A 24,839-nucleotide genomic window follows, 5' to 3' on the forward strand; every position below is an offset into this window, starting at 1 on the left:
CCGCACCGTACCGAGTCCGGGCGCCTCCGGGGGCCGCCTATCCTCGACGGGTGAGCGTCACCCCGATCCGGATCATGGGCGACCCGGTGCTGCGCACCCCCGCCGCCCCCGTCGTCGACTTCGACGCCGAGCTGCGCCGGCTGGTCACCGACCTGACCGAGACCATGCACGCCGCCGGCGGGGCCGGGCTGGCCGCGCCGCAGATCGGCGTCGGCCTGCGCGTGTTCACCTGGTACGTCGACGGCGAGGTGGGCCACCTGGTCAACCCCGACGTCGTCCCCGTCGGCGTGGAGACCGAGGAGGACGCCGAGGGCTGCTTGTCCATCCCCGGTTTCCGCTTCGACTGCCGCCGGCACCTCTACGTCGCCGCCAGCGGGTGGAACATGCACGGCGAACCGATCCGGGTGGAGGGCTCGCACAAGCTGGCCCGGGCCATCCAGCACGAGACCGACCACCTCGACGGCGTGCTGTTCGTCGACCGGCTCGACGCGCAGGCCCGCGAGGCCGCGCTGTCGGTGCTGGCCGACGCCGAGTGGCAGGGCCACGACAGCTGGCTGCCGCAGGGCGAGCCCGCCCCGGCGCCCGTGGTGAAGGTGAGCCCGCACTGAAGCTCCTGTTCGCCGGTACGCCGGCGCCCGCCGTCCCGGCGCTGCAGGCCCTGCTGGCCGGCGACCACGACGTCGTCGCGGTGCTGACCCGGCCCGACGCCCGGGCCGGGCGCGGTCGCCGCGAGGTGCGCTCGCCGGTCGCGCAGGCCGCCGACGCCGCGGGCGTCCCGGTGCTGCAGCCGCCCTCGCCGCGCGACCCGGCCTTCCTCGAGGAGTTCGCGGCGCTGGGCGTCGACTGCGCCCCCGTGGTCGCCTACGGCGCGCTGGTGCCCCCGGCCGCCCTGGACGTCCCGGTGCACGGCTGGGTCAACCTGCACTTCTCGCTGCTGCCGGCCTGGCGCGGCGCCGCCCCGGTGCAGCACGCCCTGATGGCCGGCGACGAGGTCACCGGCGCGTGCACCTTCCGGCTGGAGCAGGGCCTGGACACCGGCCCGGTGTACGGCGTGGTCACCGAGGAGGTCCGGCCCCGCGACACCGCCGGCGACCTGCTGGAGCGCCTGGCGGTCAGCGGCGCCGGGCTGCTGGTCGCCACCCTGGACGGCATCGCCGACGGCTCGCTGGAGCCGGTGCCCCAGCCCGCCGAGGGCATCTCGCTGGCACCCAAGGTCGAGACCGCCGACGCCCGGGTCGACTGGGCGCTGCCCGCGCACGTCGTGGACCGGCGGGTGCGGGGGGTCACCCCCGCACCGGGTGCCTGGACGACGTGGCGCGGTGAGCGCCTGCGGCTGGGCCCGGTCGAGCCGCTGCCCACCTCGCTGGGCCTGGCGCCGGGCGAGGTGTCGGTGGGTGCCTCCGGCGTGCTGGTCGGCACCGGCCGCGGCTGCGTGCGGCTGGGCCAGGTGCAGCCGGCGGGCAAGAAGCTGCTGCCCGCCCCCGACTGGGCGCGCGGCGCCCGGCCGGCCGACGGCGAGCGGGTGGGCGCGTGACCCCCGCGCCCCGCCGCCGCGGGCCGTCGGGCCGCCCCGCCGGGCCCCGCACGGTGCAGCACCGACCGGAGAGCCGCTGGTCGCGCCCGGTGCTGGACGGCGCCCGGCTGACCGCCTACGACGTGCTGCACGGGGTGTCCTCCCGCGACGCCTACGCCAACCTGCTGCTGCCCCAGCTGCTGCGCGAGCGCGCCGCCGACCTCGGCCCGCGCGACGCCGCCTTCGCCACCCAGCTGACCTACGGCACGCTGCGCGCCACCGGCACCCTGGACGCCGTCCTGGCCGGGCTGGTCTCCCGGCCGCTGGCCGAGCTGCAGCCCGAGCTGCTGGACCTGCTGCGGCTGGGCACCCACCAGCTGCTGGACCTGCGGGTGCCCGCGCACGCCGCGGTGGACACCACCGTCGCGCTGGCCCGGGCGATCGTGGGCACCGGCGGCTCCGGGCTGGTCAACGCCGTGCTGCGCAAGGTCGCCGCCGGCGGCACCCGCGAGCAGTGGGTGCAGACCCTCGGGGCCACCGGGGACGAGCGGCTGTCGCTGCTCACCGACCACCCGCTGTGGGTCATCGACGCCTGGCGGGACGCGCTGGGCCCTGGGACCACCGACGCGGAGCTGGAGGCCGCGCTGCTGGCCGACGACGAGGCCCCGGAGGTGCACCTGGTGGCCCGCGCGGTCGACCGGGCGACGCTGATCGCGGAGTCCGACGGCCTGCCGGGGCCCTGGTCGCCGTACGCGGTGCGCCTGGAGGGCGGCGACCCGGGCAAGCTGCCCTCGGTCCGGGCCGGGACGGCCGGTGTGCAGGACGAGGGCTCGCAGGTCGCTGCGCTGGCGCTGGTGCGGGCGCCGCTGGAGGGCCCCGACGCCCGCTGGCTGGACATGTGCGCCGGGCCCGGCGGCAAGGCCGCGCTGCTGGCCGCCGTCCGTCCCGCGGGGGTGTCGCTGACCGCGGCCGACCGGTCCGAGCACCGGGTCGGCCTGGTCGCCTCGGCGCTGCGCGACGCCCCCGACGTCGACCTGCAGGTCACCGACGGCCGCACCGGCCCGTGGGCGCCGGCCAGCTTCGACCGCGTGCTGCTGGACGCGCCGTGCACCGGGCTGGGCGCGCTGCGGCGCCGTCCCGAGGTCCGCTGGCGCCGCACCCCCGAGGACGTCGCCCCGCTGGCCGCCCTGCAGCAGGAGCTGCTCACCGCCGCGCTGGACGCCGTCCGGCCCGGGGGTGTGGTGGCCTACGTGACCTGCTCGCCGCACACCGCCGAGACCGTCGACGTGGTGGCGTCGGTGACCGGTCGGGACGACGTCGAGGTGCTGCCCGTGGCCCCGCTGTTCCCCGGGGTGCCCGACGCCGCCCGGGGCGGGGCGCTGCAGCTGTGGCCGCACCGGCACGGCACCGACGCCATGTTCGTCGCCCTGCTCCGCCGCCGCGCCTGATGCCCGCCCGGGCTGCTCGCGGGGTGACCCGGCCGACAGGTCAGGATGGGCGGGTGCCCGACGTGGAGACCTACCCGCCGCCGCCGGACCTCGCTGCCCGGGCGAACGTGGGGCCGGGGGTCCAGGAACGGGCCGACGCCGACCCCCTGGCGTTCTGGGCCGAGCAGGCCGGCCGGCTGACCTGGGACCGGCCCTGGGACACCGTGCACGACGACGCGCAGTGGCCCACGGCGCGCTGGTTCGACGGCGGCACCCTCAACGTGGCCGTCAACTGCGTCGACCGGCACGTCGACGCCGGGCGCGGGGAGAAGGTCGCCCTGCACTGGGAGGGCGAGCCCGGCGACCGGCGCACCGTCACCTACGCGCAGCTGCACGAGCAGGTGCAGCGGCTGGCCAACGGGCTGACCGAGCTCGGCGTCGGGCCCGGCGACCGGGTGGTGCTGTACCTGCCGGTGCTCGTGGAGACCGTCGTCGCCACGATGGCCTGCGCCCGCATCGGCGCGGTGGTCAGCCTGGTGTTCGGCGGCTTCTCCGCCGACGCGCTGCGCTTCCGGGTCGCCGACACCGGCGCGACGGTGGTCATCGCCAGCGACGGCCAGTTCCGCCGCGGTGCCGCGGTGCCGGTGAAGTCCGTCGTCGACGAGGCGGTCGCCGGGCTCGACCACGTCGCGCACGTGCTGGTGGTGCGCCGCACCGGCACCGACGACGTCCCCTGGACCCCGGGCCGGGACGTGTGGTGGCACGACCTGCTCGACCGGCAGCCCGCCACGCACACCGCGGAGCCCTTCCCGGCCGAGCACCCGCTGTTCATCGTCTACACCTCGGGCACCACCGGCCGGCCCAAGGGCCTGGTGCACACCAGCGGCGGCTACCTGACCCAGGCCAGCTGGACGCACTGGGCGCTGTTCGACCTGCGCGACGACGACGTCTACTGGTGCCAGGCCGACCTGGCCTGGGTCACCGCGCACACCTACGTGCTCTACGGACCGCTGTCCAACGGCGCCACCCAGGTCGTCTACGAGGGCAGCCCGCTCACCCCGCACCCGGGCCGGCACTTCGAGGTCGTCGAGCGGTACGGGGTGACCACGTACTACACCGCGCCGACGCTGGTCCGGACCTTCATGAAGCACGGGCCGCAGCTGTCGGCCGGCCACGACCTGTCGTCGTTGCGGCTGCTCGGCTCGGTGGGGGAGGCCATCAACCCCGAGGCGTGGCGGTGGCTGCACGAGCACGTCGGCGGCGGGCGCTGCCCGGTCGTGGACACGTGGTGGCAGTCCGAGACCGGGGCGGCGGTGATCGCCCCGCTGCCGGGGGTGACGCCGCTCAAGCCCGGGTCGGCGACGGTGGCGCTGCCCGGGATGGCCGTCGCCGTGGTCGACGACGACGGCCGGGAGACCCCGCCGGGGGTGGAGGGCAACCTGGTCATCACCCGGCCCGGGCCCGGGATGGCGCGCACGGTGTGGGGCGACCACGACCGCTTCGTCCGCTCGTACTGGGCGCCCTACGCCGACCGCCGCTGGTACCTGGCCGGCGACTCCGCCTCCCGCGACGAGGACGGCTACGTCTGGATCGGCGGCCGCATCGACGACGTGCTCAACGTGTCCGGGCACCGGCTGAGCAGCATCGAGCTGGAGTCCTCGCTGGTCTCCCACCCGCGGGTGGCCGAGGCCGCGGTGGTCGGCGCGCCCGACGACGTCACCGGCCAGCGCATCGTCGCCTTCGTGATCACCCGCGCCGGCGACGCCGACGACAGCGGGCTGGCCGAGGAGCTGCGGGCGCACGTGGCCACCCGGGTGGGCGCGGTCGCCAAGCCGCGGGAGGTCGTCGTCGTCACCGACCTGCCCAAGACGCGCTCCGGCAAGATCATGCGCCGGCTGATGGCCGACATGACCGCCGGCCGCGGCGGCGGGGACACCACCTCGCTCACCGACCCCGCCGCGATGACCGCGGTGGAGTCGGCCTGGACCGACCACCGCCGGACCACCCCGGAGCCCTGACCCCCGGGGGTCGGAGATGATCCCGGACGGTCGGAGGTCAGTGCACCGGCCTCCCACCGTCGGCGATCACCTCCCACCCGCCTCCGCCCCGCGCGCAGCCAGCCACCGCCGGGGATGTCGGGCCACCCGGTTTGGGACCGGGCCCGGCTGCCCATCCCCCCTGCACGCCCGAGCGCTGCGGTCAGCGACCGGGCGGAGGCGTGCGGTGGACGGCGTCGAGGTGGTGCTGCGGGACGGCGGCCCCGCGGCGGTGGTGACCGTGCGCGGCGAGGTGCGGCACGCGGTGCCCCAGCTGGCGGAGTCGCTGGCCGGTGCGCTGCAGCTCGCGGCCGACCGGCCCGCGGTGGTGGACGTCAGCGACCTGTGGCTGCACCGGCCGGTGGCGGTCGCGGTCCTGCGGGGGCTCGTGCGGGACCGGCCGGCGGGTGCGGTGACCGTGGTGCTCGCCCGGGCGGCCACCCGCCGCCGGCTGCGCGGGCTGTTCTGCGCCGAGGTCGCCTGGTACCCCGCCGAGCTGCGCACGCCGTGGCTGGGGGTGGCCGCAGCGCTGGCGCACCGGCGGCACCAGCTGCCCGCCGACCAGCGGGCGCACCCGGTCACCGACCCGCTGGCCGAGCTGCTGTGGGCCGCGGCACAGGAGTGCGCCACCCACGGGTGACCCCGTCCGGCCGGGCGCGGGCGGCACCTAGGATCACCGGGTGCCACGCCGCCCGATGATCGCGCCCAGCCTGCTGTCGGCGGACTTCGCCCGCCTGGCCGACGAGCTGGCCCGCATCGCCGACGCCGACTGGGCGCACGTCGACGTGATGGACGCCCACTTCGTGCCCAACCTGACCCTCGGCGAGCCCGTGGTGCAGGCGATCCAGGCCGTGAGCCCTGTGCCGCTGGACTGCCACCTGATGATCGAGGACCCGGAGCGGTGGGCGCCGGCCTACGCCGAGCTCGGCGCCCGCAACGTCACCGTGCACGCCGAGGCCTGCACCAGCGACCCCCGCGCGCTGGCCAAGGACCTCCGGTCCGCCGGCGCGCTGGCCGGGCTGGCGCTCAAGCCGGGCACCCCGCTCGAGGACTACATCGAGGTGCTGCGCGACTTCGACACCCTGCTGGTGATGAGCGTGGAGCCGGGCTTCGGCGGCCAGGCGTTCATGCCCGAGGTGCTGGACAAGGTCCGCGAGGCCCGCCGGCTGGTCGACACCGGCCACCTGACCCTGCTCGTGGAGATCGACGGCGGCATCAACGCCGACACCGTCGAGGCCGCGGCCGAGGCCGGGGTGGACATGTTCGTGGCGGGCTCGGCCGTCTACGGCGCCGACGACCCGTCCGCGGCGATCGCCTCGCTGCGCGCGCAGGCCGCCCGGTCCTTCCCCGCCCCGTGACCGACCCGGTCACCGCGGAGCAGGCCGCCGCCGGCACCCGGGCCGCCGCGGCCGCCCGGGCGGGCGCCGCGCCCCGGGCCGGCGAGGCGGCCGCCATGGTGCGCGCCCGCGAGCTCGGGTGGACGGCGCTGGGCCGCACCAGCCCCAACCCGGCCGTGGGCGCCGTGGTCCTCGACGCCGCCGGCCGGGTGGTCGGCGAGGGCGCCACCGCGCCCCCCGGCGGCCCGCACGCCGAGGTGGCCGCGCTGGCGCAGGCGGGGGACCGGGCGCGCGGGGGCACCGCCGTCGTCACCCTCGAGCCCTGCGACCACACCGGCCGCACCGGCCCGTGCAGCCAGGCCCTGCTGGCCGCCGGCGTCGCCCGCGTGGTGGTCGCCGTCCCCGAGCCGACCGGGCTGGCCGCCGGCGGCGCGCAGCGGCTGCGGGACGCCGGGGTGGACGTCGTCACCGGCGTCGAGCAGGCCGCCGCGGAGGACGGCGCCCTCGCCCCCTGGCTGCTCGGCGTCCGGGAGCACCGGCCGCAGGTGGTCTGGAAGGTCGCCACGACCCTGGACGGCCGGGTCGCCGCGGCCGACGGCACCAGCCGGTGGATCACCGGCCCGGTGGCCCGCGCCGAGGTGCACCGGCTGCGCGCCACCTGCGACGCCGTCCTCGTGGGGTCGGGCACGGTGCTCGCGGACGACCCGCAGCTGACCGTCCGCGACGCCGACGGGGCCGACGCCGACCGGCAGCCGCTGCGGGTGGTGCTCGACCGGCGGGGCCGCGTGCCGGCCGGCGCCCGGGTGCACGACGGCGCGGCCCGCACGCACGTCTCCGGCGCCGCCGACCCGGCCGCGCTGCTGGCCGAGCTGTGGGACCTCGACGTCCGCCGGGTGCTGCTGGAGGGCGGTCCGACCCTGGCCGCGGCGTTCCTCGGCGGCGGCCTCGTGGACGAGGTGGTGGTGCACGTCGCGCCGCAGCTGCTGGGGGCCGGACCGTCGCTGGTGGGCGACCTGGGAATCAGCACGATGGCCGCGGCGCTGCAGCTCACACCGCTGGACGTCACCCCGCTGGGGAGGGACGTGCAGCTGCGCCTGCGCCCCACCCGGCACACTGGGGGCGCACCGACACCCGAGGAGACGACCGACTGATGTTCACCGGCATCGTGGAGGAGGTCGGCACCCTCGTCGTCCGCGACGACCAGGGCGACTCCGCCCGCCTGCAGCTGCGCGGCGCCAAGACCCTCGAGGGCGTCGCCCTCGGCGACTCCATCGCGGTCAACGGCGTCTGCCTGACCGTGACGGCGGTCGAGGACGGCGTGTGGTCCACCGACGTGATGGCCGAGACGCTGCGCCGCAGCAGCCTGGGCGCGCTGACCACCGGCGACCCGGTCAACCTGGAGCGCGCGGTCACCGCCGGCACCCGGCTGGGCGGGCACATCGTGCAGGGCCACGTCGACGGCGTCGGCCAGGTCGTGTCGGTGGCGCCGTCGGAGCACTGGACCGTGGTGCGCGTCGGGCTGCCCGGGGGCATCGCCCGCTACGTCGTGGAGAAGGGGTCGATCACCGTCGACGGCGTCTCCCTCACCGTGAGCGCGTGCTCGGCCGCCGACGACCCGCAGCCCTGGCTCGAGGTCTCCCTCATCCCCACCACGCTGCGCGAGACCACGCTGGGCACCCGCGCCGCCGGTGACCCGGTCAACCTGGAGGTGGACGTCATCGCCAAGTACGTCGAGCGGCTGATGGGCGCGCGCTCGTGAGCGGCCAGCGGCTGGACTCCATCGAGGACGCGATCGCGGCGGTCAAGGCCGGCAGGCCGGTCGTGGTCATCGACGACGAGGACCGCGAGAACGAGGGCGACCTGATCTTCGCCTCCGAGCTCGCCACCCCCGAGCTGGTGGCCTTCATGGTCCGCTACACCTCGGGCTACATCTGCGTGGCGGTCACCGAGGAGGACGCCGACCGGCTGGACCTGCCCCCCATGTTCCGGGTGAACCAGGACCGCCGCGGCACCGCCTACACCGTCACCGTCGACGCCCGCGAGGGCATCGGCACCGGCATCTCGGCCACCGACCGGGCGCACACCATCCGGCTGCTGGCCGCCGCCGACACCTCGAGCGCCGACCTGTCGCGCCCGGGCCACGTCGTCCCGCTGCGCGCCCGCGACGGCGGCGTGCTGCGCCGGCCCGGCCACACCGAGGCCGCCGTGGACCTGGCCGTGCTGGCCGGGCTGCGCCCCTCGGGCGTGTTGTGCGAGCTGGTCAGCGAGAAGGACCCGATCGGCATGGCGCGCACCGACGAGCTGCGCGTGTTCGCCGACGAGCACGACCTGGTGATGTGCTCCATCGCCGACCTCATCGCCTACCGCAAGCGCTTCGACAAGCTGGTCGAGCGGGTCGCCGAGGCCCAGGTGCCGCTGGCGCCGGGCCTGTTCACCGCGGTCGGCTACTCCAGCTCCTACGACGACCGCGAGCACGTGGCCTTCGTCTACGGCGACATCAGCGACGGCGAGGACGTGCTGGTCCGGGTGCACTCCGAGTGCCTCACCGGCGACGTGTTCGGCTCGCTGCGCTGCGACTGCGGCCCCCAGCTGAACGCGGCGCTGGCCGCCGTGGCCCAGGAGGGCCGCGGGGTGGTGCTCTACATCCGCGGCCATGAGGGCCGCGGCATCGGCCTGCTGCACAAGCTGCAGGCCTACCAGCTGCAGGACGCCGGCGTGGACACCGTCGACGCCAACCTCGACCTGGGCCTGCCCGCCGACGCCCGCGACTACGGCACCGGCGCGCAGATCCTGGTCGACCTGGGCGTGCACTCCATGCGGCTGCTGACCAACAACCCGGCCAAGCGGGCGGGCCTGGAGGGCTACGGCCTGCGGATCACCGGCCGGGTCGGGCTGCCGACCCACGTGACGCCGGAGAACATCGGCTACCTGCGGACCAAGCGCGACCGCATGGGCCACATCCTCGACATCGTCGACCCGGGCGAGGACATCCCGGTCCCGGTCGGCACCCGCACGCCCATCCGGGCACCCGAGCAGGACCAGTGAGCACCACACAGGGGAGGCAGTCATGAGCGGCAGCGGGGCGCCGGGCGCGCAGACGGTGGACGCGTCGGGCATCAAGCTGGGCATCGTCGCCGCCCGCTGGCACCACGTCATCTGCGACTCCCTGCTGGAGCGGGCGCTGGCCTGCGCGCAGGAGATGGGCGCCGTCGACCCCACCGTCGTGCGGGTCAGCGGCGCGCTGGAGCTGCCCGTCGTGGCGCAGGCGCTGGCCGCCGACCACGACGCCGTGGTGGCCCTCGGCGTGGTCATCCGCGGCGGCACGCCGCACTTCGAGTACGTCTGCGACGCCTTCACCGCCGGGCTGACCCGGGTGTCCCTGGACACCGGTGTGCCCATCGGCAACGGCGTGCTGACCACCGAGGGCGAGGGCCAGGCCCGCGACCGCGCCGGGCTGGAGGACTCCGCGGAGGACAAGGGCTGGGAGGCCACCATCGCCGCCCTGGACACCGCGATCACCCTGCGCGGGCTGCGCAGCCCCAAGCGCGACACCGGGTTCGGGATCGGCACCTCGTGAGCACAACCTTCGACGACCTGTTCGCCCAGCTGCAGGCCAAGGCCGCCGCCGGCGACCCCGCCTCGGGGACCGTCGCGGCGCTGGCCGGCGGGGTGCACGGCGTGGGCAAGAAGGTCGTCGAGGAGGCCGCGGAGAGCTGGATGGCCGCCGAGCACGAGGACGGCGACCGGGCCGCCGAGGAGATCAGCCAGCTCCTCTACTGGACCCAGGTCCTCATGCTGGCCAAGGGCCTCACCCTCGAGGACGTGTACTCCCACCTGTGACCGAGAAGCTGTGACCGAGAACCGATGACCAGGAGCCACCCCGTGCTGCGCGTCGCCGTCCCCAACAAGGGCGTCCTGTCCGAGCCAGCGGCCGAGATGCTGTCCGAGAGCGGCTACCGGCAGCGCCGCAGCACCAAGGACCTCGCGGTCTACGACCCCGACTCCGACACCGAGTTCTTCTACCTGCGCCCGCGCGACATCGCCGTCTACGTGGCCGCCGGGACCCTCGACGTCGGCATCACCGGCCGCGACATGCTGCAGGAGACCACCCCGCCGGACACCGAGTCCCCGGCCGAGGAGGTCATGGCGCTGGGCTTCGGCCGGTCCTCCTTCCGGTTCGCCAGCCCCACCGGCTCGGGCATCGAGGCCGTCGCCGACCTGGCCGGACGGCGGATCGCCACCGCCTACCCGGTGCTGCTGGAGAAGTTCCTCGCCGAGTCCGGCATCGACGCCGCGGTGGTCAAGCTCGACGGCGCGGTGGAGACCGCCTGCCGCCTCGGCGTGGCCGACGCCGTGTGCGACGTGGTCGAGACCGGGACGACGCTGCGCCAGGCCGGCCTGCACGTGATCGGCGACCCGGTGCTCACCAGCGAGGCCATCCTGGTCCGCCGGGCCGGCGCCGAGGAGAACCCGGCCGTGGCCCAGCTGCAGCGCCGGCTGCGCGGGGTCCTGGTCGCCCGGCAGTACGTGATGCTCGACTACGACTGCCCCGACGAGCTGCTGGAGAAGGCCACCGTGATCACCCCGGGCCTGGAGGGCCCGACGGTGAGCCGGCTGCAGACCCCGGGCTGGTCGGCGGTGCGCGCGATGGTGCCGCAGACCGACACCAACCGGCTGATGGACGAGCTGTGGGAGCTCGGCGCCCGAGCCATCCTGGTCACCTCGATCCACGCCTGCCGCATCTAGGCGGGCGGGCTGCTGGAGGCCCCCGTGCAGATCGACGCCCACCGGCCCACCGCCGTCGTCACCGACGTCGGCGACCTGCGCCGCCTGGAGGTGCTGGCCCCGGCCGGCCTGGCCGACGCCGACCTGGCCCACCGGCTCGGCGACCTCGGTCGGCTGGACGGCGACCACGTGTGGCTGCCCGTCGAGCGGCTCCGGCAGGCCGGCCCTGCCGACGGAGACTGGGCCGCCGGCTTCGAGGCGATGATCGGCTACGCCACCTCGAAGGGCTGGGTCTCCGACGGCGCGGTCCGCGCGCACGTCGTGCGCAGCTGACGGCGCCGGCCCGGCCCCCGCGTGCGGGGACCGGGCCGGTGGTGCGGTGCCGGGGTCAGGCCAGGCGCAGCTGCTTGACGACCACCGCGACGGCCACCGAGACGCCGCCGACGACGGCGACCGCGGCGGCGATGCCCGACAGCGCACCGGAGACCGCGATGACCAGCAGCGGGCAGAGGAACTCACCCAGGAACAGCGCGGCGGTCCACCGGCCGGTGCCGCGGCCGCGCTCCTCGAGCGCCAGCCCGGAGACCACCCAGGTCAGCAGGCTGGGCAGCATGATCCCGGTGCCGGCGCTGGCCAGCACCGCGCCGACCACGGCGACCGGCACCGCCGGGGCCAGGCCCATGACGACCAGGCCCAGGCCGGCCAGGCCGAAGGCCAGCGGCAGCAGGAAGCCCGGGCCGCGGCGGACGATCCGCGGGAAGGACGCCGCCCCGGCCGCGGTGGCCAGCGAGGCCAGCGCCGCGATGCCGCCGATCGCCGCGGTCCCGGTGACGCCCAGGCCGTCGAGCACGTAGGCCAGCTCCACGATCGGGGTGTAGAAGACGACACCGCCGACCAGGCTGACCGCCAGCGGCACGAGCATCCGGCGCCAGGGCAGCGGGGGCAGGGCCGCGGTGCTGCGCGGGGGCACGGTGGGCGTCCAGACCAGCAGGGCGGCCAGCACGGCCAGCGGCAGGCCGACCAGGTACAGCCAGAACGGGGTGCGCCAGTCGCTGCTGCCCAGCGCACCGCCCAGCCCGAAGAAGACGGTGGCGGCCAGCGTGGTGACGATGGTCTGCAGGCCGAACAGCTTGGCCCGGCGGGCACCGGCGGAGTAGTCGGCGATGAGCGTGGTGCAGCAGGTCATGATCGCGGCCTCGGTGATCCCGACGCCGACCCGGGTGGCCAGCACCGCGGGCAGAGAGTCCAGCAGCACGGGGGCGGTGCCGAGCACGGCGTAGACGGCCAGCGCACCGACCAGCAGCCGCTTGCGGCCGACCGCGTCGACGACCCGGCCGGCCACCGGGGCCAGCAGGGCGATCATCAGCGCCGGCGCGGTGAGCACCAGCGGGGCCAGCGCGTCGACGCCGGGGGTGCCGGCGAAGGCCCGCTGCAGGGTGGGCAGCACGGGGGACAGCAGCACCGCGCCGAGGATCGGCATGCAGCTGGCCGCCATGAGGACGGCGATCTCCCGGCGACCGGCGGGCCGGCCGGTGGCCGGGTGCAGCGCCCCGGTGTCGAGCGCGGCCGCGGCTGCGCCGGGGACGGGACCGTCGAGGGTCTGGGACACGGGTGCTCCTGGGCTCGGGTGCCGGACCTCGGTGACCGGCATCACTGAGCGCGGAGTGTGGGGAGTCGCCGGACCCGCCGTCCAATAGATCCCCCGGCCGCACCCATCAGCGCGGTGGATGCCTCAGCTGACCGGCGTCGTCGCCTGCCGGGCCGCGCGCAGCACCAGGTCGCGCAGGAACACGTGGTCGGGGTCGCGCTCGTAGACCGGGTGCCACCACATCGCCTCCACCAGCCCGCCGACGTCCAGCGGGCACGGCAGGGTGCGCACGCCGCTGCCCAGGGGCAGCAGGTCCACCAGCCGGCGCTGCAGCAGCGAGATCCGCCGGGAGCCGGCCACCAGCCCGGGCACGGTCAGGAAGTTCTCGGTGACCACCTGCACGCGGGGCTCGATGCCGCGCTGGCGCAGCACCCGCGCGGCCGGCGTGGAGGCGCTCGGGCCGTGGTAGACCGCCACCCACGGCAGCGTGCGCAGCTGCTCCACGGTCACCGCGTCGTCGATGTCGGGGTGGTCGGCCGAGCACACCACCACCCACTCGTCGGCGTAGAGCTCGGCGTGCGGCAGGTCGGCCAGGAACCCCATCGGCAGCAGCATCAGGTCCACCGCCAGCAGGGCCTGGTCGGCCCGGTCGACCAGCTCGGGGGTGTGCGGGGCCAGCCGCAGCCGGGCGTGCGGGGCCACCTCGTCCAGCAGCGCGGCCAGGGTGTCGCCGAGCACGGTGGCGCCGTAGTCGCTGAGCAGCAGGCTGAACTCCCGGGTGGACACCGCCGGGTCGAAGCTGGGCTGGGCGGTGAAGACCCGGTGCACCGACTCCAGCGCCAGGCGCGCCTGCAGCTGCAGCTGCCCGGCCAGCGGGGTGAGCCGGTACTCGTTGCCGACCCGGGTGAGCAGCTCGTCGCCGAAGTGCCGCCGCAGCCGGGCCAGGGACGCCGACAGCGCCGGCTGGGACAGCCCCAGCTGCCGGGCCGCCCTCGTCACGCTCCGCTGGCCCAGGAGCGCGTCCAGGGACACCAGCAGGTTGAGGTCCAGGTTGGCCACGTTCACGCGCGGATCATCCACCGCGGTGATGCCCGGCATCAAGGATCCGGTCTTCCCTGATGCCTCGCCCGGGTCGAGAGTGGTCCGCGTCACCGACGACAGGAGCACCCGTGTTCGACCCGCAGGACCCCGAAGCCACCATCGCCGCCGCGGCGGAGCGGGTCTCCAACTGGGGCCGCTGGGGCGGCGACGACGTGCTCGGCACGCTCAACCTGCTCACCCCCGAGAAGCGGGTGCAGGGCGCGGCCCTGGTGCGCACCGGGGCCAGCTTCGACCTGACCCAGCACTTCAACACCGACGGCCCGCAGAAGGGCTGGCTGCGCCGGGTCAACCCCGTGCACGCCATGCTCGGCACCGGCCTGGACGCCGAGGCCGGCATCCCCGCCTTCCCGCACGGCATCGGCGGCGCCGACGACATGGTCACCATGCCGCTGCAGGCCTCCACCCAGTGGGACGGCCTGGGCCACATCTTCGACCACGGGAAGGCCTACAACGGCCGCCGGGCGGGCGCGGTCGTCACCAGCGAGGGCGACAACACCACCGGCATCGAGACCACCGCCGGCCGCTTCGTCGGCCGGGGGGTCCTCCTGGACGTCGGCCGCTCCCACGGCACCGACGGCGAGCTCCCCGACGGGTTCGCCATCACCCCCGAGCACCTGGACGCCTGCGCCGCGTCCGCCGGGGTCGAGGTCACCAGCGGCGACCTGCTCCTGGTGCGCACCGGCCGCCTGGCCCGCGCCCGCCGCGACATCAGCGAGGGCCGAGGCTGGGGCGACTACGCCGGCGGGCCCGCCCCCGGGCTGTCGTTCACCTCGCTGGACTGGCTGCGCAGCCACGACGTCGCCGCCGTCGCCACCGACACGTGGGGCGTGGAGGTGCGGCCCAGCGAGTTCGCCGTGCCGACCTTCCAGCCCTTCCACCAGGTCGCCATCCCGCACCTGGGCCTGTTCCTCGGGGAGATGTGGGACCTGGAGTCCCTGGCCGCCGACTGCGCCGCCGACGGCGTGCACGAGTTCCTGCTCGCCGCCCCGCCCCTGCCCGTCACCGGTGCCGTCGGTGCGCCGGTCGCCCCGATCGCCGTGAAGTAGGAGACCCCGATGAGCGCAGTGCAGAACGTCCTGGTGGTCGGCGGCGGCCTGGCCGGCGCCGGCGCGGCCATCCGGCTGGCCCGGGCCGGCGTCGCCGTCGACCTGGTCGAGGTCAAGCCCGACGTCCACGCCCTCGGCTCGGGCATCACCCTGCAGGGCAACGCCCTGCGCGAGCTCGACGGCCTCGGCGTGTGGGGGACCGCCCGCGAGCGCGGCTACGCCTTCGACGTCACCGGCTTCCGGGCCCCCGACCCGGTCGGCACCGAGCTGTTCGCCGTCCCCGACGCCAAGACCGGCGGCCCGGAGTACCCGGCCGTCATGGGCATGTCCCGCCCCGAGCTCGCCCAGCTGCTGCACGACCGCGCCGCCGAGGTGGGGGTCAAGCTGCGGTACGCGACGACGACCACCGACCTGGCGCAGGACGCCGACGGCGTCGACGTCACCTTCTCCGACGGGTCGTCGGGCCGCTACGACCTGGTCGTGGGCGCCGACGGGGTCCGGTCCTGGACCCGCCGGATGATCGGCATCGAGCTGGAGACGAGGTCCACCGGCATGGGGATCTGGCGCTCGTTCGGCCCGCGGCCGGCCAGCGTCACCCGCACCGACCTCTTCTACGGCGGGCCCTGCTACATCGCCGGGTACTGCCCGACCGGCGAGGACTCGCTCTACGCCTACCTCGTCGAGGACGCCCAGGACCGCTCCACCCTCACCCCGGAGGAGCAGCTGGCCACCATGCGCGGGCTGTCGCAGGCCTACCACGGCCCGTGGGACGAGATCCGCGAGACGCTCACCGACCCCTCGAAGGTGAACTACACCTGGTTCGAGACCCACGTGCTGCCCGCGCCGTGGAACCGGGGCCGCGTCGTGCTGATCGGCGACGCCGCGCACACCTGCCCGCCCACCATCGCCCAGGGCGGTGCCCAGGCGCTGGAGGACGCCGCCGTCCTCGGCTCGTTGCTCGTCGAGCGCGATGCCCTGGACGACGACCTCTGGGACGCCTTCCACGACCGCCGCGTCGAGCGGGCCCGCACCGTCGTCGAGGCCTCCAACCAGCTCGCCCAGTGGCAGCTGGACCACGTGCAGGGCGACATCCCCTCGCTCATGCGCACCGTCGCCCAGCTGGTCAGCCAGCCCGCCTGACAGGAGAAGACAGTGACCGACCGACTCATCACCCACCTGCGGCACATCGACCTGGCCGTCCCGGACCTCGCGAAGCAGCGCGAGTTCTTCACCGGCACCTGGGGCCTGACGGAGGAGACGACCGACAGCGGCCTGTCCTTCCTGGCCGCCGAGGGCAGCCCGGAGCAGTACGTCGTCCGGCTGCGCGAGGCCACCGACAAGCGGATCGACCTGATCTCCTTCGGGGCCGGCAGCCGTGCCGACGTCGACACCCTGGCCGCCCGGATGGCGTCGGCCGGCGTCCCGCTCGTGCACGAGCCGACCGAGCTGCAGACCCCCGGCGGCGGCTACGGCTTCCGGTTCTTCGACGTCGAGGGCCGCACCGTCGAGGTGTCCGCCGACGTCGCCGTGCGCGAGCACCGGCGGATCGAGGAGGGCGAGTCGATCCCGGTGCGCCTGTCGCACGTGGTGATCAACTCCAGCGAGCCCGAGAAGACCGTGGCCTTCTACGAGCAGCACTTCGGCTTCGCGCTCTCGGACACCCTCATGCACCCGCGCATGGGCAACATGATGTATTTCCTGCGCACCAACGCCTGGCACCACAGCCTGGCGGTCGCCCGCGGTCCGCACCCCTCGCTGCACCACGCCTCCTTCGAGCTGCGCGGCATCGACGAGTACATGCGCGGCACCGGCCGGGCGCTGCGCGCGGGCGTGGAGAAGATCTGGGGCCCGGGCCGGCACATGGCCGGCAACAACACCTTCTCCTACTTCCTGGACCCGCACGGCAACACCGTCGAGTACACGACCGAGCTCGACCTGGTCGACGAGGACACCTGGCACCCCTCGCTCTACGACTTCACCCGGCCCGAGGTCTCCGACCAGTGGGGCACCGCGAACGCGATGAACGAGTTCGTGGCGGCGAAGTCCTTCAACGACCCCGACAAGGGTCTCTTCGTGGCACCCCCGGTCTGATGCGGTTCGCGACCTGGGAGCACCGGGGCGAGGTGTCCGCCGGCGTCGTCTCCGACGCCGGCGTGCACGGCATCCCCGGGACGACGGTGCTCGAGCTGGTGCGGTCGGGGCTGGCCACCGCGCTGGCCGCGGGGGAGCAGGCCCTGGAGGCACCCGCGGTGCCGCTGGCCGACGTCGTGCTGCTGCCGCCGCTGCAGCCCCCGACGGTGCGTGACTTCGTCGCCTTCGAGGAGCACGTCGAGGGCGTCGTGAAGGGCGTCACCGGTGGGGACGGCGGGGTGGTGCCCGAGTGGTACCAGGCGCCCACGTTCTACTTCACCAACCCCTACGCGGTGGTCGGTGCGCACGACGACGTCGCCGTGCCGCCGGGCTGCTCGGTGCTGGACTTCGAACTCGAGGTGGCCGCGGTCATCGGTCGCGACGGCGCCTCGCTGGACCCGGAGCAGGCCCGCGAGCACGTGTTCGGCTACACGGTCCTCAACGACTGGTCCGCCCGCGACCTGCAGGCCCGGGAGATGAAGGTCAGCCTCGGTCCGGCCAAGGGCAAGGACTTCGCCACCACCCTGGGCCCGTGGCTGGTCACCGCCGACGAGCTGGAGCCCTTCCGCGACGCCGAGGGCTTCCTGGCCCTGGCCATGCAGGTCAGCGTCAACGGCGAGCTGGTGGGTCAGGACCTGCTGTCCAACATGGGCTGGCCCTTCGAGGAGCTGGTCGCCTACGCCAGCCGCGGCACCGTCGTCCGCGCCGGGGACGTGCTGGGGTCGGGCACCTGCGGCAACGGGGGGTGCCTGGGGGAGCTGTGGGGCCGCAACGGTTCCCGCACGCCCCCGCCGCTGCAGCCCGGCGACGTGGTGGAGATGACCGTCGAGGGCATCGGCACCATCCGCAACCGCGTCGTGGCCGGCGTCGAGCTGCCCCCGGTGGCCCCGGCCCGGACCCGCACCCGCGCCCGCACCCGATGAACCCGGACCTGGCCGGCCGGGTCGTCGTCGTCACCGGCGGCGGCCGCGGCCAGGGGGCGGCGGAGGCCCGGCTGCTCAGCTCGCTGGGCGCCCGGGTCACCGCCCTGGACGTCGCCGGGGCCCCCGACGAGGACCTCGGCGGTGCCGCCTACCGCCGGCTCGACGTCACCGACGCCGCCGGCTGGGCGGCGCTGGCCGCCGACCTCCCGGTGGTCCACGGCCTGGTCTGCAACGCCGGCATCACCTGGCGGGCGCGGGTCACCGAGCTGGACCCGGCCGACCTGGCGCGGGTCATGGCGGTCAACGTCACCGGCACGCTGCTGGGCCTGCAGGCCCTCACCCCGCGGATGCGGTCCGGCGGGTCGGTGGTCGTCGTCGGCTCGGTGGCCGGGCTGACCGGGCACTTCCCGGCGGCCTACACGGCCAGCAAGTGGGCGCTGCGCGGGCTGGCCAAGGCGGCCTGCCTGGAGCTGGGCCCGCGCGGCATCCGGGTCAACACCGTCCACCCCGGCTACGTCGAGACGCCGATGACCGCCTCGGCCGCCCCGGCCTTCCGGGCGGCCAACGTCGCCGAGACCCCGCTGGGGCGCACCGGCACCGTCGACGAGGTGGCCCCGCTGGTGGCCTTCCTGCTCGGCGACGGCGCCGGGTTCATCACCGGCGCGGAGATCCCCGTCGACGGGGGCCTCACCGCCCACGGCGGCGTGAAGTCCATCAGCGACGCCGTCGCCGCATCCACCTGACCAGAGAGGAACACACGTGTTCGAGTACTTCCCGGGCAACTACGTCTGGAACCTGGGCGTCGTCGCGACGCTGAACTCCGGGGGCCTCATCGACGAGGTCGACCGCGCCTGCCGGCCGATCAAGGACGCCGCGCAGCAGGGCGAGGACGCCGGGACCCAGGACTTCCTGCGGGCCTGGACGGCGCTGACCGACCAGCTCGTGGACCAGGCCGAGGCCGCGGAGAAGGCCGGCCACACCCGCACCGCCGGGCAGCTGTGGTTCCGGGCCACCAACTACCTCTGCCAGGCCGAGCGGATGCTGTCCCACCGCAGCCCCGACCGGGTGCCCACCTACCGGCGGGTCATCCAGATCGCCGAGCGCGCCTTCGCCACGCACAGCCCCCGGGTGTCGCGGGTGGAGATCCCCTACGAGGGGACGACGCTGCCGGCCTACTTCAGCGCCGCCCCGGCCACCGACGACGGCCCGGCGCCGGTGGTCGTGCTGGTGAACGGGCTGGACTCCACCAAGGAGCACATGTACACGTCCAACCACTGGGCGGAGCTGGCCGCCCGCGGCATCTCCTGCCTGATGCTCGACCAGCCCGGCACCGGTGAGGCGCTGCGCCTGCAGGGCCTTCCCGCGCGCATCGACACCGAGGTGTGGGCCGGCGCGGCGGTGGACTGGCTGGAGACCCGCGACGACGTCGACACCGCGCGGATCGGGATCGTGGGCTGGTCACTGGGTGGCTACTTCTCCCCGCGGGCCGCGGCCTTCGAGAAGCGCTTCGCGCTGTGCGTGGCGTGGGGGGCCAACCACGACTGGGGCGCGGTGCAGCGGCGCCGGGCCCAGCGGGAGGGCGAGCGGCCCGTGCCGCACTACTGGTCGCACGTGCTGTGGGTGTGGGGCATCGAGGGCGACGAGCACCACCTCGACGCCTTCCTGGACTTCGCCGACGGCGTGCACCTGGACGGCGTGGTCGAGCAGATCACCGTGCCGTTCCTCGTCGCGCACGGCGAGAATGACCGGCAGATCCCGCTGGAGTACGCGCACCGCTCCTACGAGCAGGCGGTGAACTCCCCGAAGCGGGAGCTGCGGGTGTTCACCCCCGAGGAGGGCGGCACCGAGCACATCGGCCTGGACCACCTGCCGCACGTCAGCGTGTTCGTCGCCGACTGGGTCGCCGACACCTTCGCCGAGCTCGGCTGAGCGGGCCGGACCGCCCGCCCCGCGTCAGCGGGTGCGGGTGGTCCGGTCGGCCAGGTCGATCGCGGTGGACAGGCCCAGCGCCATGGCCCGGCCGCTGGTCGAGCCGGTGGCCAGGAGCGCGGCCAGCGCGCCGTCCAGGTCGCCCTGCCCGGTCAGCGCCCGGACGACGGCGGCGAACTCGCCGCTCACCCGGCCGGCCGCGGCGTGCCGGAGCAGCGCCCGGGACAGCTCGGTGGTGCGCCCGGCGGCCAGCGCGTGCACGCCGGCGCCGAACCGCTCGGCGGCCGGGTGGCCCATGAGCACGAGCCCCGCGACCGTGCCGGCCAGCACGTCGTCGCCGGCCGGGGTCAGGCCGGGGCCCAGCCCGACGAGGCGGGTGGCGGTGCGCAGCGCGGCGTCGAGGTCGGCGCGGCGGACGGCCCCGCGCAGCGCCGCCAGCGGGCCGCTGGGGCCACCGGGCAGACCGGGCAGGGTGAACGCCGAGTGCGGGCCGTCGCCGTAGAGCGCGGTGCGCAGCGTGCGGATGCCCTCGGGCAGCAGCACCGGCCGCAGGCCGGGCAGCTTGGGCCGCGGGTCCCACCACGCGGCGGCGGACACGGTGAGGTCGCCGACGACGACGCGGCCGCCGCCCACGCAGGCGCGCGCGCCGGCCGGGGCACCCACCAGCGGACGGCCGTTGGAGGGCCGGGAGAGCACCAGGCCCAGCGGGAGCCGGGCGGCGTCGGCGGTGAGCACGCCCACCACGTCGGGGCCCTGCGGGGTGGCCACGGTCAGGTAGACGGCGGCCGGCACCGACAGCAGCACGGTGGCGGCGCGGACCGGTCCGCGCAGCAGCTCCGCGACCCCGGTGCTCGCGGCGGCGGGGACGGCGGGCCCGGCCAGCACGCGGGTGGAGCGGGCGGCCTCCCGGGGGAGCGGGATGGTGGGCACCCCGGCGCGGGCGGCCCGGCCCAGCGTGGTCGCGGTGGGCTGCGGTTCGGCGGTGCGCATGGGTCCTCCCGTGGGTTCCGGTGGTCGTCCCCTGGACCACCGGCCACCCGGTGGACCACGGGGGTGGGAGGCCGACGAGCGGCGGCTTACCATCCACGCAGCCCAGCTGGGCGTATGTCGAACCTATGCGGCGCGTCCACCGGCCTCGTATGGCGTAACTAGCCAAGAATGCGTGGCCGTCTCCAGGTAGCTCTGACAGGATGAGGCAGCACAACCGGGGGAGCACGGGACGTGGGGGGACTGCACGGTGACGGATCGTGATCAAGGACTGGGCTTGACCTCGGACGGTGGCCGGACGGCTCCGCTGCGTCAGGTGACGACGAGGTCGGAACCGGCGCTGTCCCGAGTGGCGCCGACCGAGCGCACCGCCCTCGAGGACAGCATGGGCCTGTCGGTCACCCAGCTGCTGGCGCTCACCGACGGCACCCTCGTCGCGGGCTCGGCGGGTGCCGGCCGGGTGGTCCGCCAGGTGGTCGTCGACGACCCCGCCGACCCGCTGGCCGGTGCCGGTCCCGACGTCCTGGTCGTGCTCGGCGCCCGGCTGCCGCCGGCCGACCCGGCGCAGTGCCGCGCGCTCATCGAGCGGCTCACCGCGCTGGGCACCGCGGCGCTGGCCTACCGCGACGCCGAGGGCCCGCCCGCCGTCCCCGCGGAGGTCCGCTACGAGGCCGACCGGCGCGGTTTCCCGGTCGTCGCGCTGCCGCGCACCTCCCGGCTGGACCTGGTGGTGGCCGAGGTGTTCGGCGCCATCGTGTCCAAGCAGACCCAGGCGCTGAGCCTGGCCGACCGGATGCACAACCAGTTCATCGACGTCGCGCTCACCGGCGGCGGGCTGGCCGAGGTCACCGCGCAGGCGGCCACCTTCCTCGACGGCGCCGCGGTGCTCGGCCTGGGCCCCGACCGCGAGATCGCCACCAGCGCCGGCCCCTCCGACGACGTCGCCGAGGTGCGGGACTGGCTGTGGCTGCTCGACGCCGCCGCCGACGACGCCTACTCCGACCTGCCCAGCGCGCGCCGGCTGTCGGAGAACCGGGCCGACCAGGCCATCGTCACCCCCGCCGACGTGCTGGCCGACGCCGACCTGTCACCGGCCGACGGCATCCTGCTGGTGCCCGGCCACCACGAGCTGCCCGGCGGGGTCGGCGAGTACGCCGTCGCGCCGATCATGGCCGGCGACCAGCGGCACGGCTGGCTGGTCGCGGTCAACCGGCACGGGCCGATGCTGGTCGGGGCCGGCGCGGTGCTCGAGCGCGGGGCGGTCATCGCGGCGCTGTCGGAGATCCGCCACCAGGCCGTGCACTCGGTGGAGCTGCGCTTCCAGGGCGACATGGTGCGCCGGCTGGTCAGCGGCACCGTCGGGCACACGGAGCGGGCGCTGGCCTACACCCGCTCCTTCGGCTGGCGGCTGGACGGGCCGGTGGTGGTGCTGGTGACCGCCACCGAGACCGTCGCCGACGCCAGCGCCGACCCCACCCGGGCCCTGGACGTGCTGGACCGGCTGGCCGACGGCTGGCGGGCCGCGATCGACGGCGAGGTCGCCGGCGCCGCGGTGGCGGGTCTGGCCACCGAGATCGTCACCGTGCTGCCGCTGGACGGCCGGACCCCCGAGGAGCTCACCTCGCTGGTCGCCGCGGTCACCGGCCGGGTCAACGCCCGGCTGCGCCGCGTCGGGCGGGTGCTGGCCACCGGCATCGGCCGGCCGGCGCGGGAGCTGTCCGGGCTGGGTGAGGCGCACCAGCAGGCGCAGCGGGCGCTGCAGGTCGGCCAGGAGATCCACGGCGAGGCCACCGTCACCCACTTCGACCAGCTCGGGGTGTTCCGGCTGCTGTCGCTGATCCCGGACTCCACGGAGCTGCGGTCCTACGTCGACGAGGTGCTCGGCCCGCTGGCCGACGCCGCCGACCCCGACTCCGCCGACCTGCGCGACACCCTCCGGGTGCTGCTGGAGACCAACCTCAACGTCGCGGAGTCCGCCCGGCGGCTGCACTTCCACTACAACACGATGCGCTACCGGATCGGCAAGCTCGAGCGGATGCTGGGGCCCTTCACCTCCGACCCCACGCTGCGGCTGAACCTGCTGCTGGCGCTGCACGCGGCCCGGATGCGCGGCCTGGACCAGGCCCACCGGCCCCCGGTGGAGGCCACCGGCCTGCCCTACCTCGACGACGGCCTGGAGGCCCTCGCCCAGGCCTGAGGCCCGGGGACGACGGAGGCCCGCCACCCGGGTGGGTGGCGGGCCCCGACGGTGCGGTTCAGCTGCGGCGGGCGAGGCGGTCGACGAGGTAGCCGGCGGCCAGGCCGAGGGTCGTCCACATGACCGCGAGCTGGCCCAGCGACGCCAGCCGGAAGTCCCACACCACGGCGGCGGGGACGTCGGAGGCGATGCTGTCCGGGTTGTCCGGCACCAGCAGCACGGTGGCCGCCACCAGTGCGACGGTCAGCAGCACCGCCGCGGTCGCCACCGCCGAGGGGTGCAGGCCGCGGGCCCGCAGGGTGCCGACCAGCGCCGACACCAGCAGCGCGGTGACCACGCCGGCGCCCAGCACCGCGATGTAGATCGCCGTCCGGGTGCCGACGGTGTCCGGGTCGCCCACGGCGGGCGGGTTGGCCGGCATCTTCAGCGCCGGCAGCAGTGCGAACACGCCGAACCCGACCGCGGTGAGGACGGCGACCCGGCCGACGTCGGTGCGCCCGGGCAGCCGGTGCCGCACGCCCGCGTAGACCGCGGCCACGACGACGGAGAACACGACCGCGGCGACCACGGTGCCGAGGAACCCGCCGACCAGCTGCGTGCCGCGGCCGACCAGCTCCTCGCCGTGCTCGTGCCCGCCGCCGCGGGCCTCCTCCAGCGCCAGCGCCGGCGCGATGGCCCGCTCGGTCACCAGCAGCGCCCACGTCCCCGACGCCACCCCGGCCACCGCGCCGGCGAGGGCGAAGCGACCCAGCAGGGGGGCGAAGCGGGGGGCGGTCTCCTGGCGGGGGCTGTCGAGGGCGGCCGCCATCAGTGGCACGGCATGCCCAGCGAGTGCCGGGCGTCGTGGAAGAACTCGTGCGCGAGGTCGCCGGCCGAGGCGAGCACGGCCCCGTTGTCCTGGGCGACCAGGTAGAGGGCGAACAGCGCGAGCAGCGCCAGGGCCCACGCGTAGGCCGGCACGGCCATGCGGGGCACGGCGGTGCGGGGGGTGGTGTGCTGTGCAGAGGTCATCGGGGAACCCTTTCCGTCCATCACTCGTGGGAGCGCCGCGGCCGGTGTCCGGCTGCCGGGCGCGAGCGCCCGGGTGACGGTGGCGAGGACCGCGCCGGACTCCCACCGGCTTCCCTGCACCGCAGCTGTGCGGAACCTACGGCCGGGTTCCCCGGTCCACCAACGTCGAAGGTGCGTAGCTACGCAGGCAGCCCGACCAGCACGCAGTCCGCGCACGGCAGCGCACCCGGCAGCCGGTGCAGCAGGCAGCACGACCGCCGGGCGAAGCCGCCGCCCTGCCGCCACCCGCCGGTGCCGGCCAGGGGGCCCGCGGCCAGCAGCGCGTCCAGCACCGCCCGGGTGCGGGTGGCGAGGTCCGGCCGGGCACCGGCCACCACGACGGCCGTGCCGTGCAGGGCGGACACCACGTTGCCGGTCAGCACCCGGGTGGACACCGACCGGGCCGCGACGGCGGCGGTCCACGGGCCGACCAGCGGGGTCAGCCAGTGCGCGGCCAGCCCGGCCGCGACGTCCTCCGGCGCGGGGACCGCGACCGTCCGCACACCCGACCACGCCATCGGCACCGGGTTCGACCCCGCCGGCTGCAGCACGACCGAGGCCGGCACCGGCAGCACGCCGGTGGCCAGCGCGGCGCCCAGGGCGGGGGAGAGCACCCGGGCGGCCACACCGAGGTGCACCAGCGAGTGCACCTCGCGGGCCCCGGCGGCCGGGCCGAGCACCGCGGAGACCACGGCCGCCCGGGCGTCGAGCAGCCGGTCGGCGTCGGCCAGGTCCACCGCACCGGGGCCGGCGTCCTCGTCCACCGCGCAGAACGCCCCGAGCCGCGCGGCGGCGGCGAGGGCGGCGACGGGCACCGCCCCAGGGTGCCAGCGCGCCGATCGGGCGCGGC

26 protein-coding genes and 1 riboswitch are annotated in these 24,839 nt (G+C 75.8%); of the genes, 20 read left to right on the forward strand and 6 right to left on the reverse strand.

Features of this window, described 5'->3' with window-relative positions; translation table 11 throughout:
- The first annotated feature begins 50 nt into the window (after positions 1–50).
- The 13 genes from def (at position 51) to BLT39_RS14840 (ending at position 11,371) form a co-directional block, all read left to right on the forward strand.
- Positions 51–608: a peptide deformylase gene (gene def / locus BLT39_RS14780; RefSeq protein ID WP_091064658.1), complete on the forward strand. Its 558-nt coding sequence runs from the start codon at positions 51–53 to the stop codon at positions 606–608.
- Entirely contained in the window at positions 533–1,534 is a 1,002-nt protein-coding gene (gene fmt, locus BLT39_RS14785) for a methionyl-tRNA formyltransferase (protein WP_242658427.1), read from the forward strand. The genes def and fmt overlap by 76 nt, the downstream gene beginning before the upstream one ends.
- Positions 1,531–2,961, forward strand: a complete 1,431-nt coding sequence (locus tag BLT39_RS14790; protein ID WP_242658428.1) for an RsmB/NOP family class I SAM-dependent RNA methyltransferase — start codon at positions 1,531–1,533, stop codon at positions 2,959–2,961. Before fmt ends, BLT39_RS14790 begins: the two co-directional genes overlap by 4 nt.
- Before the next feature lie 53 nt (positions 2,962–3,014).
- Positions 3,015–4,958: an acetate--CoA ligase gene (gene acs, locus BLT39_RS14795; RefSeq protein WP_242658429.1), complete on the forward strand. Its 1,944-nt coding sequence runs from the start codon at positions 3,015–3,017 to the stop codon at positions 4,956–4,958.
- Between the two features lie 205 nt (positions 4,959–5,163).
- Entirely contained in the window at positions 5,164–5,616 is a 453-nt protein-coding gene (locus tag BLT39_RS14800; RefSeq protein ID WP_091064667.1) for a hypothetical protein, read from the forward strand.
- Positions 5,617–5,656: 40 nt separating this feature from the next.
- Positions 5,657–6,334 (forward strand): ribulose-phosphate 3-epimerase, encoded by a 678-nt coding sequence (gene rpe, locus BLT39_RS14805; protein WP_242658430.1) that lies wholly within the window; start codon positions 5,657–5,659, stop codon positions 6,332–6,334.
- Positions 6,331–7,464, forward strand: coding sequence for a bifunctional diaminohydroxyphosphoribosylaminopyrimidine deaminase/5-amino-6-(5-phosphoribosylamino)uracil reductase RibD (ribD, locus tag BLT39_RS14810; RefSeq protein WP_242658431.1), 1,134 nt, complete (start codon positions 6,331–6,333; stop codon positions 7,462–7,464). The genes rpe and ribD overlap by 4 nt, the downstream gene beginning before the upstream one ends.
- A complete protein-coding gene (locus tag BLT39_RS14815; RefSeq protein ID WP_091064674.1) occupies positions 7,464–8,072 on the forward strand; it encodes a riboflavin synthase in 609 nt (202 codons plus the stop codon). The genes ribD and BLT39_RS14815 overlap by 1 nt, the downstream gene beginning before the upstream one ends.
- Positions 8,069–9,358: a bifunctional 3,4-dihydroxy-2-butanone-4-phosphate synthase/GTP cyclohydrolase II gene (locus BLT39_RS14820; protein ID WP_242658432.1), complete on the forward strand. Its 1,290-nt coding sequence runs from the start codon at positions 8,069–8,071 to the stop codon at positions 9,356–9,358. Before BLT39_RS14815 ends, BLT39_RS14820 begins: the two co-directional genes overlap by 4 nt.
- Positions 9,359–9,380: 22 nt before the next feature.
- Entirely contained in the window at positions 9,381–9,890 is a 510-nt protein-coding gene (gene ribH / locus BLT39_RS14825) for a 6,7-dimethyl-8-ribityllumazine synthase (protein ID WP_091064677.1), read from the forward strand.
- Positions 9,887–10,153 (forward strand): phosphoribosyl-ATP diphosphatase, encoded by a 267-nt coding sequence (locus BLT39_RS14830; protein ID WP_091064681.1) that lies wholly within the window; start codon positions 9,887–9,889, stop codon positions 10,151–10,153. Before ribH ends, BLT39_RS14830 begins: the two co-directional genes overlap by 4 nt.
- A gap of 24 nt (positions 10,154–10,177) precedes the next feature.
- Positions 10,178–11,059 carry an ATP phosphoribosyltransferase gene (hisG, locus tag BLT39_RS14835; RefSeq protein WP_242658433.1) on the forward strand — a complete coding sequence of 294 codons (882 nt, stop codon included), beginning with the start codon at positions 10,178–10,180 and terminating at the stop codon, positions 11,057–11,059.
- A 24-nt stretch (positions 11,060–11,083) separates the two neighbouring features.
- The gene (locus tag BLT39_RS14840; RefSeq protein ID WP_091064687.1) at positions 11,084–11,371 is read left to right on the forward strand and encodes a hypothetical protein; all 288 of its coding nucleotides are present in this window, start codon (positions 11,084–11,086) and stop codon (positions 11,369–11,371) included.
- 55 nt (positions 11,372–11,426) lie between these two features.
- On the opposite strand, the gene BLT39_RS14845 is transcribed toward BLT39_RS14840, so the two are convergent.
- Both BLT39_RS14845 and BLT39_RS14850 read right to left on the reverse strand, forming a co-directional pair.
- Positions 11,427–12,647, reverse strand: a complete 1,221-nt coding sequence (locus BLT39_RS14845; RefSeq protein ID WP_242658434.1) for an MFS transporter — start codon at positions 12,645–12,647, stop codon at positions 11,427–11,429.
- Positions 12,648–12,770: 123 nt separating this feature from the next.
- Complete coding sequence (locus tag BLT39_RS14850; RefSeq protein ID WP_091064691.1) at positions 12,771–13,691, reverse strand: LysR family transcriptional regulator; 921 nt, start codon at positions 13,689–13,691, stop codon at positions 12,771–12,773.
- Positions 13,692–13,795: 104 nt separating this feature from the next.
- Here BLT39_RS14850 and BLT39_RS14855 point away from each other — a divergent pair, with 104 nt between their 5' ends.
- Genes BLT39_RS14855 through BLT39_RS14880 form a run of 6 tightly spaced genes read left to right on the forward strand, consistent with a single transcriptional unit; the run spans position 13,796 to position 19,755 of the window.
- Positions 13,796–14,773, forward strand: a complete 978-nt coding sequence (locus tag BLT39_RS14855; RefSeq protein ID WP_242658435.1) for a cyclase family protein — start codon at positions 13,796–13,798, stop codon at positions 14,771–14,773.
- 9 nt (positions 14,774–14,782) lie between these two features.
- Complete coding sequence (locus BLT39_RS14860; protein ID WP_091064698.1) at positions 14,783–15,913, forward strand: FAD-dependent monooxygenase; 1,131 nt, start codon at positions 14,783–14,785, stop codon at positions 15,911–15,913.
- A gap of 12 nt (positions 15,914–15,925) precedes the next feature.
- The gene (locus BLT39_RS14865) at positions 15,926–16,864 is read left to right on the forward strand and encodes a VOC family protein (RefSeq protein ID WP_091064702.1); all 939 of its coding nucleotides are present in this window, start codon (positions 15,926–15,928) and stop codon (positions 16,862–16,864) included.
- Positions 16,864–17,826, forward strand: a complete 963-nt coding sequence (locus tag BLT39_RS14870) for a fumarylacetoacetate hydrolase family protein (RefSeq protein WP_091064705.1) — start codon at positions 16,864–16,866, stop codon at positions 17,824–17,826. The genes BLT39_RS14865 and BLT39_RS14870 overlap by 1 nt, the downstream gene beginning before the upstream one ends.
- Positions 17,823–18,569: an SDR family NAD(P)-dependent oxidoreductase gene (locus BLT39_RS14875; protein ID WP_091064709.1), complete on the forward strand. Its 747-nt coding sequence runs from the start codon at positions 17,823–17,825 to the stop codon at positions 18,567–18,569. Before BLT39_RS14870 ends, BLT39_RS14875 begins: the two co-directional genes overlap by 4 nt.
- A gap of 16 nt (positions 18,570–18,585) precedes the next feature.
- Positions 18,586–19,755: an alpha/beta hydrolase family protein gene (locus BLT39_RS14880; protein WP_091064712.1), complete on the forward strand. Its 1,170-nt coding sequence runs from the start codon at positions 18,586–18,588 to the stop codon at positions 19,753–19,755.
- A 24-nt stretch (positions 19,756–19,779) separates the two neighbouring features.
- On the opposite strand, the gene BLT39_RS14885 is transcribed toward BLT39_RS14880, so the two are convergent.
- Positions 19,780–20,745: an oxamate carbamoyltransferase subunit AllH family protein gene (locus BLT39_RS14885; RefSeq protein ID WP_091064716.1), complete on the reverse strand. Its 966-nt coding sequence runs from the start codon at positions 20,743–20,745 to the stop codon at positions 19,780–19,782.
- A 313-nt stretch (positions 20,746–21,058) separates the two neighbouring features.
- Between BLT39_RS14885 and BLT39_RS14890 the strand changes: the two genes are divergently transcribed.
- Positions 21,059–22,939: a helix-turn-helix domain-containing protein gene (locus BLT39_RS14890; protein WP_242658436.1), complete on the forward strand. Its 1,881-nt coding sequence runs from the start codon at positions 21,059–21,061 to the stop codon at positions 22,937–22,939.
- Between the two features lie 58 nt (positions 22,940–22,997).
- On the opposite strand, the gene BLT39_RS14895 is transcribed toward BLT39_RS14890, so the two are convergent.
- The 3 genes from BLT39_RS14895 to BLT39_RS14905 all read right to left on the reverse strand — a co-directional run bounded on the left by BLT39_RS14895 (position 22,998) and on the right by BLT39_RS14905 (position 24,804).
- Positions 22,998–23,747 (reverse strand): CbtA family protein, encoded by a 750-nt coding sequence (locus BLT39_RS14895; RefSeq protein WP_091064719.1) that lies wholly within the window; start codon positions 23,745–23,747, stop codon positions 22,998–23,000.
- Complete coding sequence (locus BLT39_RS14900) at positions 23,747–23,950, reverse strand: CbtB-domain containing protein (protein WP_091064723.1); 204 nt, start codon at positions 23,948–23,950, stop codon at positions 23,747–23,749. The genes BLT39_RS14895 and BLT39_RS14900 overlap by 1 nt, the downstream gene beginning before the upstream one ends.
- Before the next feature lie 22 nt (positions 23,951–23,972).
- Positions 23,973–24,089, reverse strand: a riboswitch (cobalamin riboswitch).
- Between the two features lie 40 nt (positions 24,090–24,129).
- Positions 24,130–24,804, reverse strand: coding sequence for a (2Fe-2S)-binding protein (locus BLT39_RS14905; RefSeq protein WP_091064727.1), 675 nt, complete (start codon positions 24,802–24,804; stop codon positions 24,130–24,132).
- Positions 24,805–24,839: the final 35 nt, after the last annotated feature.

The sequence above is a fragment of the Klenkia brasiliensis genome, from assembly GCF_900100695.1.
Lineage (GTDB): Bacteria > Actinomycetota > Actinomycetes > Mycobacteriales > Geodermatophilaceae > Klenkia > Klenkia brasiliensis.

Bases quoted from the DNA above. Each gene is read 5' to 3' on its own strand.
- BLT39_RS14815 (WP_091064674.1), top strand. From the start codon at position 7,464: ATGTTCACCGGCATCGTGGAGGAGGTCGGCACCCTCGTCGTCCGCGAC.
- ribH (WP_091064677.1), top strand. From the start codon at position 9,381: ATGAGCGGCAGCGGGGCGCCGGGCGCGCAGACGGTGGACGCGTCGGGC.
- hisG (WP_242658433.1), top strand. From the start codon at position 10,178: ATGACCAGGAGCCACCCCGTGCTGCGCGTCGCCGTCCCCAACAAGGGC.
- BLT39_RS14860 (WP_091064698.1), top strand. From the start codon at position 14,783: ATGAGCGCAGTGCAGAACGTCCTGGTGGTCGGCGGCGGCCTGGCCGGC.
- BLT39_RS14870 (WP_091064705.1), top strand. From the start codon at position 16,864: ATGCGGTTCGCGACCTGGGAGCACCGGGGCGAGGTGTCCGCCGGCGTC.
- BLT39_RS14875 (WP_091064709.1), top strand. From the start codon at position 17,823: ATGAACCCGGACCTGGCCGGCCGGGTCGTCGTCGTCACCGGCGGCGGC.
- BLT39_RS14885 (WP_091064716.1), bottom strand. From the start codon at position 20,745: ATGCGCACCGCCGAACCGCAGCCCACCGCGACCACGCTGGGCCGGGCC.
- BLT39_RS14895 (WP_091064719.1), bottom strand. From the start codon at position 23,747: ATGGCGGCCGCCCTCGACAGCCCCCGCCAGGAGACCGCCCCCCGCTTC.
- BLT39_RS14900 (WP_091064723.1), bottom strand. From the start codon at position 23,950: ATGACCTCTGCACAGCACACCACCCCCCGCACCGCCGTGCCCCGCATG.